General features: G+C 72.1%; 12 protein-coding genes. 5 read left to right on the top strand and 7 right to left on the bottom strand.

Going from position 1 to position 13,627, the window contains the following annotated elements:
* The first annotated feature begins 220 nt into the window (after positions 1-220).
* Together ACIP8Z_RS26450 and ACIP8Z_RS26445 are read left to right on the top strand one after the other, a co-directional pair.
* A complete protein-coding gene (locus ACIP8Z_RS26450; protein ID WP_402087579.1) occupies positions 221-700 on the top strand; it encodes a GNAT family N-acetyltransferase in 480 nt (159 codons plus the stop codon).
* Positions 697-1,674 carry an ABC transporter substrate-binding protein gene (locus tag ACIP8Z_RS26445; RefSeq protein WP_402087576.1) on the top strand — a complete coding sequence of 326 codons (978 nt, stop codon included), beginning with the start codon at positions 697-699 and terminating at the stop codon, positions 1,672-1,674. Before ACIP8Z_RS26450 ends, ACIP8Z_RS26445 begins: the two co-directional genes overlap by 4 nt.
* A gap of 28 nt (positions 1,675-1,702) precedes the next feature.
* Here the strand turns inward: ACIP8Z_RS26445 and ACIP8Z_RS26440 are convergent, their stop codons facing one another.
* Positions 1,703-2,998: a DUF5685 family protein gene (locus ACIP8Z_RS26440; protein WP_402087573.1), complete on the bottom strand. Its 1,296-nt coding sequence runs from the start codon at positions 2,996-2,998 to the stop codon at positions 1,703-1,705.
* A gap of 323 nt (positions 2,999-3,321) precedes the next feature.
* On the opposite strand from ACIP8Z_RS26440, the gene ACIP8Z_RS26435 reads away from it, so the two are divergent.
* Entirely contained in the window at positions 3,322-3,756 is a 435-nt protein-coding gene (locus ACIP8Z_RS26435; protein WP_030315727.1) for a cell division protein SepF, read from the top strand.
* Between the two features lie 39 nt (positions 3,757-3,795).
* On the opposite strand, the gene ACIP8Z_RS26430 is transcribed toward ACIP8Z_RS26435, so the two are convergent.
* Positions 3,796-5,613 carry an MFS transporter gene (locus ACIP8Z_RS26430; protein WP_402087570.1) on the bottom strand — a complete coding sequence of 606 codons (1,818 nt, stop codon included), beginning with the start codon at positions 5,611-5,613 and terminating at the stop codon, positions 3,796-3,798.
* A gap of 405 nt (positions 5,614-6,018) precedes the next feature.
* Between ACIP8Z_RS26430 and ACIP8Z_RS26425 the strand changes: the two genes are divergently transcribed.
* On the top strand, positions 6,019-6,936 hold the full coding sequence (locus tag ACIP8Z_RS26425) for a phosphatase PAP2 family protein (RefSeq protein ID WP_319318701.1): 918 nt from the start codon (positions 6,019-6,021) through the stop codon (positions 6,934-6,936).
* 153 nt (positions 6,937-7,089) lie between these two features.
* Here the strand turns inward: ACIP8Z_RS26425 and ACIP8Z_RS26420 are convergent, their stop codons facing one another.
* Complete coding sequence (locus ACIP8Z_RS26420) at positions 7,090-7,305, bottom strand: I78 family peptidase inhibitor (protein WP_402087567.1); 216 nt, start codon at positions 7,303-7,305, stop codon at positions 7,090-7,092.
* 311 nt (positions 7,306-7,616) lie between these two features.
* Here ACIP8Z_RS26420 and ctaD point away from each other — a divergent pair, with 311 nt between their 5' ends.
* Positions 7,617-9,329, top strand: coding sequence for a cytochrome c oxidase subunit I (gene ctaD / locus ACIP8Z_RS26415; RefSeq protein WP_402087564.1), 1,713 nt, complete (start codon positions 7,617-7,619; stop codon positions 9,327-9,329).
* On the opposite strand, the gene ACIP8Z_RS26410 is transcribed toward ctaD, so the two are convergent.
* The 4 genes from ACIP8Z_RS26410 to ACIP8Z_RS26395 form a co-directional block, all read right to left on the bottom strand.
* The gene (locus ACIP8Z_RS26410) at positions 9,268-10,254 is read right to left on the bottom strand and encodes a helix-turn-helix transcriptional regulator (protein ID WP_402087561.1); all 987 of its coding nucleotides are present in this window, start codon (positions 10,252-10,254) and stop codon (positions 9,268-9,270) included. The genes ctaD and ACIP8Z_RS26410 overlap by 62 nt on opposite strands.
* A gap of 70 nt (positions 10,255-10,324) precedes the next feature.
* Positions 10,325-11,599 (bottom strand): glycosyltransferase family 4 protein, encoded by a 1,275-nt coding sequence (locus ACIP8Z_RS26405; RefSeq protein ID WP_402087558.1) that lies wholly within the window; start codon positions 11,597-11,599, stop codon positions 10,325-10,327.
* Positions 11,600-11,685: 86 nt separating this feature from the next.
* Entirely contained in the window at positions 11,686-13,017 is a 1,332-nt protein-coding gene (locus ACIP8Z_RS26400; RefSeq protein WP_402087555.1) for an ABC transporter substrate-binding protein, read from the bottom strand.
* A complete protein-coding gene (locus tag ACIP8Z_RS26395; RefSeq protein ID WP_402087552.1) occupies positions 12,995-13,528 on the bottom strand; it encodes a hypothetical protein in 534 nt (177 codons plus the stop codon). The genes ACIP8Z_RS26400 and ACIP8Z_RS26395 overlap by 23 nt, the downstream gene beginning before the upstream one ends.
* Positions 13,529-13,627 lie beyond the last annotated feature (99 nt).

Here is a 13,627-nt window from a genome sequence, read left to right as displayed (position 1 = left end):
TGTTGAGCCGACCCTCTGCTCGGTGAGCCGTCCTGCGGCTCCGCCCCGTCCGCGTGCTGTTCTCCGCGGCGCCTTCACATCCAGGCCCCTCGTGGTGCCTGAGCTCTCCCCTCCCCTCGTTCTGCCGCGCCGCCCTCCTTCGTTCTGAAGGGCTGCCTCGCCTTGCCCTGCCTCGCCCCGCCTTGCCCTGCCCTGCTCTCCTTCGCCCTGAAGGACCGTCATGACCTTCGCGTTGTCCGTGCACCGGACCACGACCACCGACCCTCTGGCGCGCCCGCTCCTCGACGAGCTGGCGCACGAGTACACGACCCGGTACGGCTCCGCGCACGATCTGAGCCGCTACCCGGCGGAGGAGTTCGCCCCGCCCCACGGTGCCTTCCTGCTCCTGCTCGAGCAGGGCCGGCCCGTCGCGGGCGGCGCCTACCGCCGCTACGACGACGACACCGCCGAACTGAAGCGGATCTGGACCGACTCGGCGCACCGCAGGCGCGGACTCGCCCGCCGGGTCCTGACCGTGCTCGAACGGGAGGCCGCCACCCGCGGCTACTCCCGCCTCTATCTCACGACCGGACCGCGCCAGCCGGAGGCCAGGGGCCTCTATCTGGCGAGCGGCTACCGCCCGCTCTTCGACGTGTCCGCCGATCCCGAGTCGATCGGCCCGCTGCCGTTCGAGAAATTCCTGGAGAACCCGAAGCCATGACCACGCGCACGCGTCCCGGCACCGCACGCACCGCCCTCGTCTTCGCCCTGATCACGGGCGCCGCCCTCACCCTGACCTCCTGCGCGGGCGGCGATCCCGCGACGACCCCGGCCGGGGCCTCGGGCGCGCCGGGCGCCGCGAAGGGCGCGCTCCCGACCGAGGACGTGGTGTCGGCGGTGAAGAGGAACGAGGCGGCGGTGAAACTGCTGCCCGCCGACGTCCGGCAGCGGGGCGGCTTCACGATCGCCTCGTCCGTCGCCACCCCGCCCAGCTCGGCGTACCTGCCCGACGGGAAGACGGTCGTGGGGGTCGACGCCGACTTCGCCGCGGCCGTGGCGAAGGCCCTCGGTCTGGAGCTCAAGCGCGAGGTGGTCGGGTTCGAGGCGATCCTGCCGGCGCTCGGCAGCGGCAAGTACGATGTCGGGACCGGGAACTTCGGGGTGACCGAGGAGCGGCGCAAGGCCATCGACTTCGTGACCTACATCAACGACGGCCAGGGCTTCGCGAGCCGTGCGGACAGCCCGCTGAAGGCGGTCACCGACCTCACGCAGCTGTGCGGTCTGAAGGTGGCCGTGAACGCGGGCACCACGTTCGAGCGGACCCTGGAGCAGAACAAGGGCCGGTGCGCGGAGGCGGGCAAGAAGCCGTACGAGGTGAACGTCTACAGCGAGACCGGGGCGATCTGGATGTCGCTCCAGCAGGGCCGCAGCGATGTCGTGATGAACACGATCAACGGGGTGCGGTACGCGGTGACGCAGCAGAAGAACGTGAAGTTCCTCAACGAGTACCGGCGGCTCGACGTCGGTTTCGCCTTCAAGAAGGGCACGCCGCTCGCGCCCGCCTTCCAGGCCGCGGTGAACGGCCTGAAGGCGGACGGGACGTACGACAGGATCCTGCGGAAGTGGGGCGTGACGGGGTCGGGCATCGCCACGTCGCAGATCTCCCCGCCGGAGCTCCCCGCACCGAAGAAGTAGGGGCGGGGCGCCGGCGTCCGACGGGTCGTCAGCAGTCGCAGCCGCAGCCGCAGTCCCCGCAGCAGCCGTCCCCCTCGCAGCAGGAGGAACAGTTGCTGCAACAGTCACAGCAGTCGCAGCAGCTGCCGGGGTCACACTGCTGGCAGAGGCCCTCGCGCCGCTGGCGACTCCAAGGGTCCTCGAATGTGCCACAGCACATCTGGCAGGTGCAGGCGAGGCCCACCCAGAGGGCGCATCCGGCGATCAGACCGCGCCGGTTCGGCGGCCCGGGCGGGAACGGTCCCCCTGGCCCGCCGGGGCCGCCGGGACCGGGGGCGTAGGGGCCACCCGGGCCGCCGGGGCCGCCGGGACCGGGGGCGTAAGGGTTCCCCGGCACCGGACCGTGGGCGCCGTGCGCGTGGCCCCCGGGTCCGTGGCCGTGGCCGCCCGGCATGGCCTGCCCCGCCCCCGGCGCCCCGTGCGCGCAGGTCGTGGTGCCGAAGGCGCGGTCCACCGAGGTGCGGAGTTCGTGGGCGAGCAGGACGTGCGCCAGCTTGCCGTCGGCGAACTCGGCGTCCTTCAGCGCGAGGCGGATGCCGTACAGGGCGTCGTCGGCGAGCCGGCGGGCCTCCTCGCGGGAGGTGCCGGTCGCGGTGAGCGGGTTCCAGGCGCCCTTCTCCGCGTCGGCGGTCTGGTCCTCGACGGCGTCGAGGAGGTGGGCGAGGCGGCCGAAGAGCCGGCCCGCCTCGGCGAGCGGCTCCGCGTTCCCGGGCCGTCCGGCGAGGACGGCGGTGTGGGCGAAGGCGGCCGCGGTGGCGGTCTCGGTCGGTTCGGTGACGGCGAGCAGTGAGGTGCCGGGGCCGGCGAGGGCCTCGATCCCGGTCTGGCGGTCGACGGCGTCGACGAGGACGGCGGTGTCGAAGCCGAGGGCGCGGCCGGTCCTGGCCCCCGCCCTGTCCCAGGAGCGGGCGACGCGGCGGGCCGCGGCGGCGGCGGGCCGCCGGGCCAACAGCCCGTCCCGGTCGGCGACGTGGTCCCGTATCTTCGCCGAGGCGAGGACCAGCGAGACGGCGGCGGCGAGACGGGCGCCCTCGCCCCTGGCGACGGGGGCGGTCCGCATGGCGCGTAGCGCGCAGGGCCCGGCCGTGCGACGGCCCGCCTCCGTGACGCCGGTCTGAGCCTCCGTCAGAACCGAGACGATGAGCCCGTCGTAGTTGGTGACGACCCGGGCGAACTGGCCGTGGTCGGCGCGAAGTGCCAGGCAGAGGCCGCAGAGATGGGCCATCCACTCGGTCTTGAGGCCGTCGGTGAGCCGATGGGTGCAGGGTCTGACGATTCCGAACATGGACTCCCCCGTGAGTCGTGGATCTGGGCCGGGCTATGGACCGCCGGACGGCCTCGCGGCATCGTAGCGAGCGGGCCCGTTCACCCGTACGCGCCCACCGTCACCCTTGTGGCCCGACTTTCATATTTTCAGCTGCATGGCCCTCCCCCAGGCCCCGCATACCGCACGTTTCCTGACGAATCGCCAGGAAGCGGTGCTCACGTTCTGCACCAGTACCGTCACGAATCCCCTGCGCGCCGACTATCCACTTGGCGCGCGATCCGCATCATGAAGGACGATAGGGAAATGCGGAACCACAAGTGACCGCGTGAAAGGAGGCGTCCATGGGATCGGTGCGCAAGGCGAGTGCCTGGCTGGGCCTCGTCGAGGACAACGACGAGCGTTACTACGACGACGAGTACGCCGACGGTGCCGAGGGCGGCGACGCCTGGGTGACGGACCCCCGGGTCCGGGTGGCCACGGACACCGCCGAGGACCGGGGCCGGCGGATCGCCACCGTCTCCCCCGACGGCTTCCGGGACGCCCGGGGCATCGGCGAACTCTTCCGGGACGGCGTTCCGGTGATCGTGAACCTGACCGCGATGGAGCCGAACGACGCCAAGCGCGTGGTCGACTTCGCCGCGGGTCTCGCCTTCGGTCTGCGCGGTTCGATCGAGCGCGTGGCGACGCGGGTCTTCCTGCTGACCCCCGCCGACACCCAGATCGTCACCGGTGAGACGGGCCGGCGTCAGCAGGACGGTTTCTTCAACCAGAGCTGAGCGGGTCCGCCGGCCGGCCGGACACCCCGAAGGATCGGGTCAGTGCGCCGGACGCCCCGAGCCGGCGGGCTCGATCGCTTCCCGGGTCGCGGGCACCCGCGGCTCGGACGGGTCGGCGAGCTCCCGTGCCTCGGACGGCTCCGAGGACCGCACGGACCCCGTCGGCCTCGACGGCACCGGCACGGACCGGACGGGCTCGGACCCGGCCGCCTCGGTCAGGGCCGCCTCGGTCAGGGCCGCCTCGGTCAGGGCCGGTTTCGACAGCACCGGCGGCTCCGCCTCCGGCACACCGGCGGACACCGTCTCCTCCGGATCCACCGGGCACTCCATCACCCGGGGCAGGCGCCGGGCCATCGCCGCGCCGAGCAGCAGCAGCCCCGCGCTCACGAAGAGCGTGATGTGCAGACCGTTCACGAAGGCGTGCCGGGCGGCCTGGTGCAGCGCGCCGCCGGCCGCGCCGCCGAGCTGGCCGGCGACCTGATAGGCCTCGCCGAGCGAGTTCGCGGCGGCCCGGCTCGCCTCCGCGGGCACCCCGGGGACGGCGGCGAGCCCGGGGGCGTACGCCGCGTTCATCACGCTGCCGAGCAGTGCCGTGCCCATGCCCGCGCCGAGCTGGTACGAGGTCTCGCCGATCGAGGCAGCCGCGCCCGCGCTCCGCTGCGGCGCCTCGCTGAGCATCGACTCGTACGCCGAGAAGAGCGTGGTCTGCAGGCCGAAGCCGAGCAGCACGAAGCCCACCGTGAGCAGCAGCGGCCGGTCGTGCTGACCCATGAAGGTGAGCAGCAGCACGGCGGCGGCGGTGAGGACGAAGCCCCAGCCGACCATCCGCCGCGGTCCGATCCTGCGCAGGGTGTACGAACCGGTGGCGCCGGCGGCCATCGCGGCGAAGGTGAGCGGCAGCAGCCGCAGCCCGGTCTCCAGCGGGCTGAGGCCGAGCACCAGCTGGAGGTACTGGACGGCGATGAGCTGCAGGCCGACCAGGGCCAGCATCGCGAGCACGATGCAGCCGACCGAGGTGGTGAAGGCGGCCCGGGAGAAGAGCCGCATGTCGATCAGCGGGTGGGGCCGTCGCCTCTGACGCCGTACGAAGAGGACGAGGAGCGTGGCGCCGAGCAGCAGCGGCCCGGCGGTCGGGAGCGCGAGGAGCGGTTCGCCGGCACCGGCGCGCTTGACCCCGAGGACGCAGCCGAGCACGCCGGCGGCGGCCATGAGCGCGCCGAGGACGTCCCAGGGTCCGTCGGCGGCTCCCCGGGACTCGGGGAGGAGGCGGCGGCCGAGCGGCAGGATGAGCGCCATCAGCGGAATGTTGATGAGGAAGACGGAGCCCCACCAGTAGTGCTCGACCAGGAAGCCGCCGAGCACGGGTCCGGTGGCGGCCCCTATCGCGGCGACCGCGGTCCAGACCCCGATCGCGGTGGCGCGCTCCCGCCGGTCGGGGAAGACCGCCCGGAGGATGGAGAGCGTGGCGGGCATGATCATGGCGCCGCCGACGCCGAGGAGCACCCGGGCCCCGATGAGGACCGAGGGTTCGGTGGCGAGCGCGGCGACCGCCGAGGCGATGCCGAACAGCGCGTATCCGAGGAGCAGGATTCTGCGCCGCCCGACCCGGTCCCCGAGGGTGCCGAAGAGGATCAGGAGCGAGGCGCAGATCAGCGGGTAGGCGTCGACGATCCAGAGCAGCGACGTGGAGCTGGGGCGCAGGTCCTCGGTGAGCGAGGGGATCGCGACATGGAGGATGGTCGCGTCGAGGGCGACCACGAGAAGACTGACGCAGAGGACGACGAGGACGACCCAGCGGTTGGTTCCGCCGTCGGCTGCGGCACGGGGTCGTGCTGGGGCCGTGTTCGTCCGCGACATGTACGTACCTCCCAGTGAAGCTCTCGCGCTCGGCGGGCCCCGACCAGGGCTTATGCCCCTGGGGCGGCCCGGCATCGACGGGCGAGTGAGCCGTCAGCGTACGCGAGTTCAAGGCCCGAGCGCGTGGTGCAGCTCTCACCCCGGCGGGCCGCGCGGTGTGGCGTACGCCACTCGGGGCGGCCCGCGCGTCGCATGGAATTCCGTACGGACACCTGTTTGAAGCAATTCCCGCGCACTCAAACACTCTTCCGGAAACGGCTCCATGACAATAGGGCGGAAGGTCATCGGATTTCCCGACGGACGGCCGGAATAGGTCACCGACTGAGACCTACTCCACATCACATCAACATCACGAACAGACCGGAACGACCGGGTCTGCTACTCACTCCCTGTAACGTCGATTGGGTGCGTACCGACATCTTTGCCCGGCTGGACCGGGAGCCGGAACCGCCGAAGATAGAGGTCCCGCGGATGACCCGCACGCGTCTCGCCCTCTTCGGCGGGACGTCGGCGTTCTATCTCGCCATGGTCGTCGCCGTGCTGCTCTCGACGTGGCTGGTGACCCTCGACTGGAAGATCATGCTCTTCCGGCCCTATCAGCAGTGGCCGGAGATCCACGGCTTCCTCGACTACTACGTCGTCCTCGGCCAGCGCGGCCCCACGGCCGTCATGGTGGCCGCCTGGCTGGGCTGGCGCTCCTGGCGCCAGCACACCCTGCGGCCCCTGCTCTGCCTCGGCGCCGCCCTCCTGCTGCTCAACGTCACGGTCGGCGCGGTCAAGCTCGGGCTCGGCCGTCTCGGACCCCACTACGCGACCGAGGTCGGCTCCGCCGAGCTCTTCGCGGGCGGCGACATATTTCCCTCGGGTCACACCGCCAACGCGGTCGTGACCTGGGGCATCCTCGCCTACCTGGCGACCACCCCGCGGGCCAGGCGCTACCTGTCGGCGCTCTCCGCCGTGGTCGCGCTCGGCGTCGGACTCACCACGGTCTATCTGGGCACGCACTGGCTGAGTGACGTCCTCCTGGGCTGGGCCGCCGGGCTGCTGATCCTGCTCGCCCTGCCCTGGTGCGAGCCGGTCCTCGCCGTGGCGGAGTCCTGGATCCTCGCCCTGCGCGACCGGGTACGCGACCGGCTGCGGGACCGTCGCCGTCTGGTCCCCTCGCTGCCCGTGGCCTCCGGAGGGCCCCGCCCGGGGTACTTCCCACAGCGTCCGCCCGGGTCCGAGGAGCCGGTCCGCGGGCCGGCCGGAGTGGCCGGCGGCCGCGCCCCGGCGACCCGCGCGGGAGTGGCCGGCGGCCGCGCCCCGGCGACCCGCGGCTGACCGCGAGCACTCGCCCCATGCGTACGGAAGGGCCCCGGCCGACGGGATCGGCCGGGGCCCTTCCGCATGCCGGGGCCCTTCCGCGTGCCGGGGCCCTTCCGTGGGCCCGGGTACGGACGCACCGAGCGCGCCCCGTGCGCCGGCGCCGGTCTCTCAGCCGAGCCAGCAGCGGGTGACCCTGCCGTCCTCGACCTCGAAGTTGATGCGTCCGGCGAGGTACTCCATGGTGATGATCGAGCCGGGGGGGAGCGACCTCACGGTGCTCCAGCCCCGCGTCCTGGCGAGCCGTGCGGCGCCGTCCGCGTCGAGGCCCACATAGGACTCGGGGGCGTCGCGGGGCGGTTCGGGAGTGCGCGATGTGGGTGCCATGGCCCTCACGTTAGTCCCTTGGCGGTCACGCTTGTGTCACAAGTTCTCGACATATGTTTGGCATGATCCCGGTCACTCCACGACACGGATTCCGGCCGTTTCTCCAGCAATTCCGAAGGGCATCCGGCAGTTCACACCAAGGGGCCGGAACTGCCGATGGAACGCGGGTAATTCAGCTCTTCCCGCTCCGCCCGTCCCGAATTGTCTCGGCGACGCGCACGCGAGCCGCTCACTGTTCCCTTACACAATGCTTACGCTGTCCGAACGCCCGGAGACGCGGAGCCGGGACGACGGCGAACCGGAGGCAGCGGATGGGCAACGGGACAGCGACCGCGACCGTCGAATCGAGCCGCGAGCGGCACGGCCGCATCCTGATCGACTGGCTCACCACCACCGACCACAAGAAGATCGGCCACCTCTATCTGGTGACCGCGTTCGTCTTCTTCCTCGTCGCCGGACTGATGGCGATGCTGATGCGGGCGGAGCTGGCCCGCCCGGGACTCCAGCTGCTCACGAACCAGGAGTTCAACCAGGCCTTCACCCTGCACGGCACGATCATGCTGCTGCTCTTCGCCACGCCGACCTTCGCCGGCTTCGCCAACGAGCTGGTGCCGCTGCAGATCGGCTCGCCCGACGTCGCCTTCCCGCGGCTGAACATGTTCTCGTACTGGCTGTTCCTCTTCGGCAGCCTGATGGTGATCGGTTCGCTGCTCACCCCGACCGGTCCGGCCGCCTTCGGCTGGACCGCCTACGCCCCGCTCAACAGCCTGGAGCGGTCCCCCGGCGTCGGCATCGACCTGTGGATCATGGGGCTCGCGCTCTCCGGCTTCGGCACCATCCTGACCTCGGTGAACTTCCTCGCGACCATCATCGGGATGCGGGCGCCCGGCATGACCATGTTCCGGATGCCGATCTTCACCTGGAACGTGCTCTTCACGGCGGTGCTGGTGATCGTCGCCTTCCCCGTGCTCGCCGCGGCCCTGCTCGTCCTGGAGGCGGACCGGCGCCTCGGCTCGGTGGTCTTCCAGCCCGAGAACGGCGGCGCGCTGCTCTGGCAGCACCTCTTCTGGTTCTTCGGCCACCCCGAGGTCTACATCATCGCGCTGCCGTTCTTCGGGATCGTCAGCGAGATCATCCCGGTCTTCGCCCGCAAGCCGATCTTCGGCTACACCACCCTGATCGCCGCCACCATGGCGATCACCGGCCTGTCGGTGGTCGTCTGGGCGCACCACATGTTCGCGACGGGCGCGGTGCTGCTGCCGTTCTTCTCGCTGCTCTCGTTCCTCATCGCGGTGCCCACCGGGGTGAAGTTCTTCAACTGGACCGGGACGATGCTGCGGGGCTCGCTCTCCTTCGAGACCCCGATGCTGTGGTGCGTCGGCTTCCTGGTGTCGTTCCTCTTCGGCGGCCTCACCGGGGTCATCCTCGCCTCGCCGCCGATGGACTTCCAGGTCACCGACTCGTACTTCGTCGTCGCCCACTTCCACTACACGGTCTTCGGCACGGTCGTCTTCGCCACCTTCGCCGGCTTCACCTTCTGGTGGCCCAAGTTCACCGGCCGGATGCTCGACGAACGGCTCGGGAAGATGCACTTCTGGACCCTCTTCACCGGCTTCCACCTGACCTTCCTGGTGCAGCACTGGCTCGGCGCGGAGGGCATGCCCCGGCGGTACGCCGACTACCTGGACGCGGACGGCTTCACCGCCCTCAACACCGTCTCCACCATCGGCGCCTTCCTGCTCGGCGCGTCCACCCTGCCGTTCCTCTACAACGTGTGGCGGACCACGCTGTACGCGCCGAAGGTCGAGGTCGACGACCCGTGGGGCTTCGGCCGCTCCCTCGAATGGGCCACCTCCTGCCCGCCGCCCCGGCACAACTTCGACGCCGTCCCCCGGATCCGCTCCGAGGCTCCGGCCTTCGACCTGCACCACCCCGAGTTCGCGGCCTACGAACGGATGCGGATCACGAGCCCTCCGCCGGAGCGGAGGCCGACCGGTCGAGGGACCGGGACAACAGGTCCCTGAGCGCCCGCACCCGTTCGACCAGCTCCGGCGGGTCGAGCACCTCGAACTCGAAGCCGATCAGCGACACGTGGATCACCATCACATCGAGGCTGTGGGCCCCGGTCCGGAGCAGGCAGGCGTCCTCCCCGTCCGCCGTCAGGACGCCGTCGGCCGCGCCGACGGCCGCGGCGGCCTCGGCCAGCGGCACATGCAGCCGGATCGTCGCCTCGGTCGCGTACGCCGAGGTGGACACGCCCTTCGCCACATACGCGGCCAGATCCTCGGCGGGCGGCTCGCGGGGCGGGAAGCGGGGCCCGTGCGGCGGCGTCGGCACGATCCGGTCGGCGCGGAAGGTGCGCCAGTCGGCCCGGTCCACGTCCCAGGCGACCAAATACCAGCGCCGCTCGCTGCAGACCAGACGGTGCGGCTCGACGTTCCTGCGGGTGCTGGCCCCGCCGTGGTCCCGGTACTCGAACCGCAGCCGCTCGGTGTCCCGGCAGGCGTTGGCGAGTTCGGTGAGGACGGCCGGGTCGATCCGCTCGCGCGGGGTGCGCAGCATCGGGACGGTGAAGGCGTTCAGGGCGCTCACCCGGCGCCGCAGCCGCCCCGGAAGCACCTGCTCCAGCTTGGCCAGGGCACGTACGGAACTCTCGCCGATGCCCTCGACTCCCTGCCCGGCGGCGGCGCGCAGGCCGACGGCGACCGCCACGGCCTCCTCGTCGTCGAGGAGCAGCGGCGGCAGCTCGGCCCCGGCGCCCAGCTGATACCCGCCGCCGGTCCCGGGGCTCGCGTTGACCGGGTAGCCGAGCTCGCGGAGCCGGTCGACGTCCCGCCGTACGGTGCGGGGCGTGACCCCGAGCCGGTCGGCGAGGTCGGCACCGGACCACTCGCGGTGGGCCTGGAGCAACGAGAGCAGACGCAAGAGCCGTGCGGAGGTCTCCAACATGGCCCCGAGTCTGCCAGCCCTCGCGGACGACTTCTGTCCTCGATGAACGGGCGGCAGGGAAGCGGGGCGGTCAGCGGAAGCGGCGGACGAGCCTGCCCACCCGCGCCTTCAGACCGTAGACCGCGTCGATCACCCGACCGGTCCCGGCGTGCCACGCCACCCGGCCCCGCGGGTGGCTGCGCAGGCTCGCGCCCCGCTCGACGAGCTCCCTCCACAGCGCCTCGTGCCGGGCGGCGATCCGCACCGGGTCGAACCGCTCGGACGCGTCGAGCGCCGCCCGTGCCGTCTTGGCCCGCAGCTCGTCGTCCTCGACGAGCCGGCGCAGCGCCCGCGCGAACGCCGCCTCGTCGTCGACCGGCACCAGGAACCCGTCGACGCCGTCCTCGATGATCTCGCCCGGCCCGTGCGGGCAGTCGGTGGAGACCACCGGGAGTCCGCAGCGCATCGCCTCGACGATGGTCATGCCGAAGGACTCGTGCCGCGAGGTCACCGCGGCGATCGAGCCCTTGGCCAGCTCCGGTTCCAGCGGGGTCACCGAACCCATGAGGAAGACCTGCTCCCCGAGGCCCCGGTCCTTGATCTGCCGGGTCAGCGGACCCTTGAGGTTCTGGACGGCGTCGCCGCTGCCGTAGATCCGCAGCTTCCATTCGGGGTGGTCGGCGGCCACCTCGGCGAAGGCGTCGATCAGCAGGTCGTACCGCTTGACGCGGGTGAGCCGGCCCGCCGCGACGACGGTTTTGGCCGCGGGGTCGGCGGGCGGCCCCGGGGGCGCGGGCACGCTGTTGGGCACGGACTCGATGTGGACGCCGGGCAGCCCGAGCTTCCGGTAGGCGCGGGCGTCCGCCTCGGTGACGGTGGTGACGGCGTCGAGGAGCGCGTACTCGTGGCCGATGTCCCGGCGCAGCCGGAAGCTGTGGCCGTCGAGGATCAGGTGCTCCTGCCCGACGAGGACCGGCCCCCGCCGGGCCTGCCGGACGAGCTGCACGTTGAGCCCGGGGCGGGTGCCGACGAGGACGTCCGCCTCGACGCCGCGCAGGTGCTCCCCGATCCGGGCGTCGGTGAGCGCGCTGTACTGCTTCCAGCGTCCGTCGCCGCGCGGGAAGACCTCGGCGGGCCGGTGGAAGTCGGGGTGGTCTCCGTCGTATCCGGGGCTGTCCTCGCGCAGGTCGACGAGGTGGCGCAGGGTCACCCCGGAGGGCAGGCCGAGGAGGGGGCGGTCGCGGTGGCGGAACACCGAGACGATCTCGACCTCGTGACGTTTCGCCAGTTCCTCGGCGAGGGTGAACGTCGTCCGGATCGTGCCGCCGTAGTGGTAGCCGTTGTGGAGCAGAAAGGAGATACGCATCGCGCTGCCGGTTCCCCCCGGTTGATCGGTCGTCCGACTGTACTGCCGGCGAAGGGGGGCCGTTCACGGCCCGTGGCCGAGGAGGGTCATGGGCGGTAGCCGAGCTGGGGCACGATCGCGCAGTTCTCCGTCATCTCCCCCTGGCTCACCCAGCCCCGGCCGTCCTGCCAACGGGCCACGGAGAGACAGGTGTTCCGGGTCGCCGGCGGTCGCGCGAGACGCTCGAAGCGGACGGGGAGCAACAGCCCCCGAGCGGTGTACGCCTCCGGACGGTTCATGTACGCCTCCACGCACGCGCGAGTGAGCCCGCCGCCGGCACTCTCCCCGCCGCCACCGCTCTCCCCGTCGCGCCCGGCGAGACAGGAGCGGGCCGCGTCGGTGAACCACATCGCCGCCGCCCATCCCTCCAGCTGCCACTGCGACAACGGCCGGTCCCCCATCGCGTCCCGGAACTCACGCACCGCCGGATGCCCGGTGTCCTGGTGGTTGCGGCTCGCGCCGGTCACCCGGAGGGCGTCCCGGCAGCCGGGCGCGCGGGCGTAGTCGCGGGCGACGGACGAGGACCAGTTCTGCACGTTGGTGACCTTGGCGTCGACCCGTACGCCGAGGGTCTCCATCGCCTCGCACAGGCGCACGTTGCCGTGGGTGTCCATGGCGTCGAAGAGGACGTCGACGTGCTGGGCCCGCAGATCGGCCGCGACCGCGCGGAAGTTGGGCAGGGCGAAGTCCACCTGTTCCTCGACGACCCGGTAGCCCTCGGCGCGCAGCCCCCGGGTCATCAGCCGGGCGTACGCGGCGGACGCGCTCTGGTTGTAGGAGACGACGGCGGCGGTCCGCGCCCCGTCCTCCCGCTCGAACCAGCGGTAGACCTCGGTCCCGCCGTACAGGACCCCGCCCCAGCCGGGTTCCTTGCCGGTGCGCGGGGCGGAGCTGCCGTAGATCCCGTACAGGTGCGGATAGGTGTCGTACGCGGGGGTGAGCGGCTGGCCGCCGATGTCGGGCACTCCGGCCCGGGAGACGAGGGGCGCGCCCGCGTAGTCGAGGGCGGTGGTGGCGACCAGGGCGAAGACCCCGCGCTCGTCGATCAGCCGGTGCACGCACGCGTTGTTGCCGACACCGCTGCCGCCGTCGTCGCAGGTCTCGACCTCGATCCGGCGCCCGTCCAGGCCACCGCGCGCGTTGAGGGCGTCGAAGTAGGCGCGGGCTCCGTCGCGCGTGCCCGTGAAGGCCTGTCCGCCGACGGGGCTGGTGACGCTGGTGATGATCCCGACGCGGAGCGGCTCACCGCCGGAGGGGTTGGCGGTGGGCCGCGTCTCGAAGGCACGCTCCGGGAGCCGGCTGCCGCAGGCCGTGAGGAGAAGGAGCAGCAGGCCCAGGAGCAGCGCCGCTCCCGCCTCAGCAGCCCGGAACGGTGACACCGCTCAGCTGGACCAGGCCGCACAGGGTCTTCACGGTGACCTTCCAGGTGTCGTTCTGGAGGACGGACGTGCCCTGCGAGCCGGTCAGCGCGGGATTTCCGCCGACGAGCAGGTCGTAGGTCACGTCGGCCTCGGTGGCGGAGGTGAACGCGACGCCGGTGACCTTCGCCGAGGTCATGGCGGCGTTCTTGTCACCGCCGAAGGCGCCGAGGACCTCCTGCATCTGCTCCCCGTTCTCCAGGAGCCCCACCCGCTCGGCGGCGGGGGTCGCGGGGTCGAAGAACGCCGTCCAGTTCCTGGTGATCTCCGCCTTGGCGGCGGCGGGGTCGTCGGGTTCGCCGGCCCCGGTGGGCGCGGCGGTCGCGGTGGCGGTCCGGGTGTCGTCGGCGCGGCCCTCGCCGCCGCCGGCGCCGTCGTCGGAGCAGCCCGCGACGACGGGGGTGAGCACCAGCACGGCGGCGGCCGCGAGGGCGGCGAGCCGGGGGCGTCTGCCGAGTCGTGCGAAAACCATCTGGCTCACCACCGGGTGTCCCTCCGGGCCGTACGGCCCGATGCTTCCAGGGTGGGACGAATCGGGGCATAGTGCAAGATCAGGGCAGAGTGTGAGGAC

The organism is Streptomyces sp. NPDC088553 (assembly GCF_044752965.1).
In the GTDB taxonomy this organism is placed as follows: Bacteria; Actinomycetota; Actinomycetes; order Streptomycetales; family Streptomycetaceae; genus Streptomyces.
This window is presented reverse-complemented; position numbering and strand designations above follow the sequence as displayed.

Bases quoted from the DNA above. Each gene is read 5' to 3' on its own strand.
- ACIP8Z_RS26450 (WP_402087579.1), top strand. From the start codon at position 221: ATGACCTTCGCGTTGTCCGTGCACCGGACCACGACCACCGACCCTCTG.
- ACIP8Z_RS26445 (WP_402087576.1), top strand. From the start codon at position 697: ATGACCACGCGCACGCGTCCCGGCACCGCACGCACCGCCCTCGTCTTC.
- ACIP8Z_RS26440 (WP_402087573.1), bottom strand. From the start codon at position 2,998: ATGTTCGGAATCGTCAGACCCTGCACCCATCGGCTCACCGACGGCCTC.
- ACIP8Z_RS26435 (WP_030315727.1), top strand. From the start codon at position 3,322: ATGGGATCGGTGCGCAAGGCGAGTGCCTGGCTGGGCCTCGTCGAGGAC.
- ACIP8Z_RS26430 (WP_402087570.1), bottom strand. From the start codon at position 5,613: ATGTCGCGGACGAACACGGCCCCAGCACGACCCCGTGCCGCAGCCGAC.
- ACIP8Z_RS26420 (WP_402087567.1), bottom strand. From the start codon at position 7,305: ATGGCACCCACATCGCGCACTCCCGAACCGCCCCGCGACGCCCCCGAG.
- ctaD (WP_402087564.1), top strand. From the start codon at position 7,617: ATGGGCAACGGGACAGCGACCGCGACCGTCGAATCGAGCCGCGAGCGG.
- ACIP8Z_RS26410 (WP_402087561.1), bottom strand. From the start codon at position 10,254: ATGTTGGAGACCTCCGCACGGCTCTTGCGTCTGCTCTCGTTGCTCCAG.
- ACIP8Z_RS26405 (WP_402087558.1), bottom strand. From the start codon at position 11,599: ATGCGTATCTCCTTTCTGCTCCACAACGGCTACCACTACGGCGGCACG.
- ACIP8Z_RS26395 (WP_402087552.1), bottom strand. From the start codon at position 13,528: ATGGTTTTCGCACGACTCGGCAGACGCCCCCGGCTCGCCGCCCTCGCG.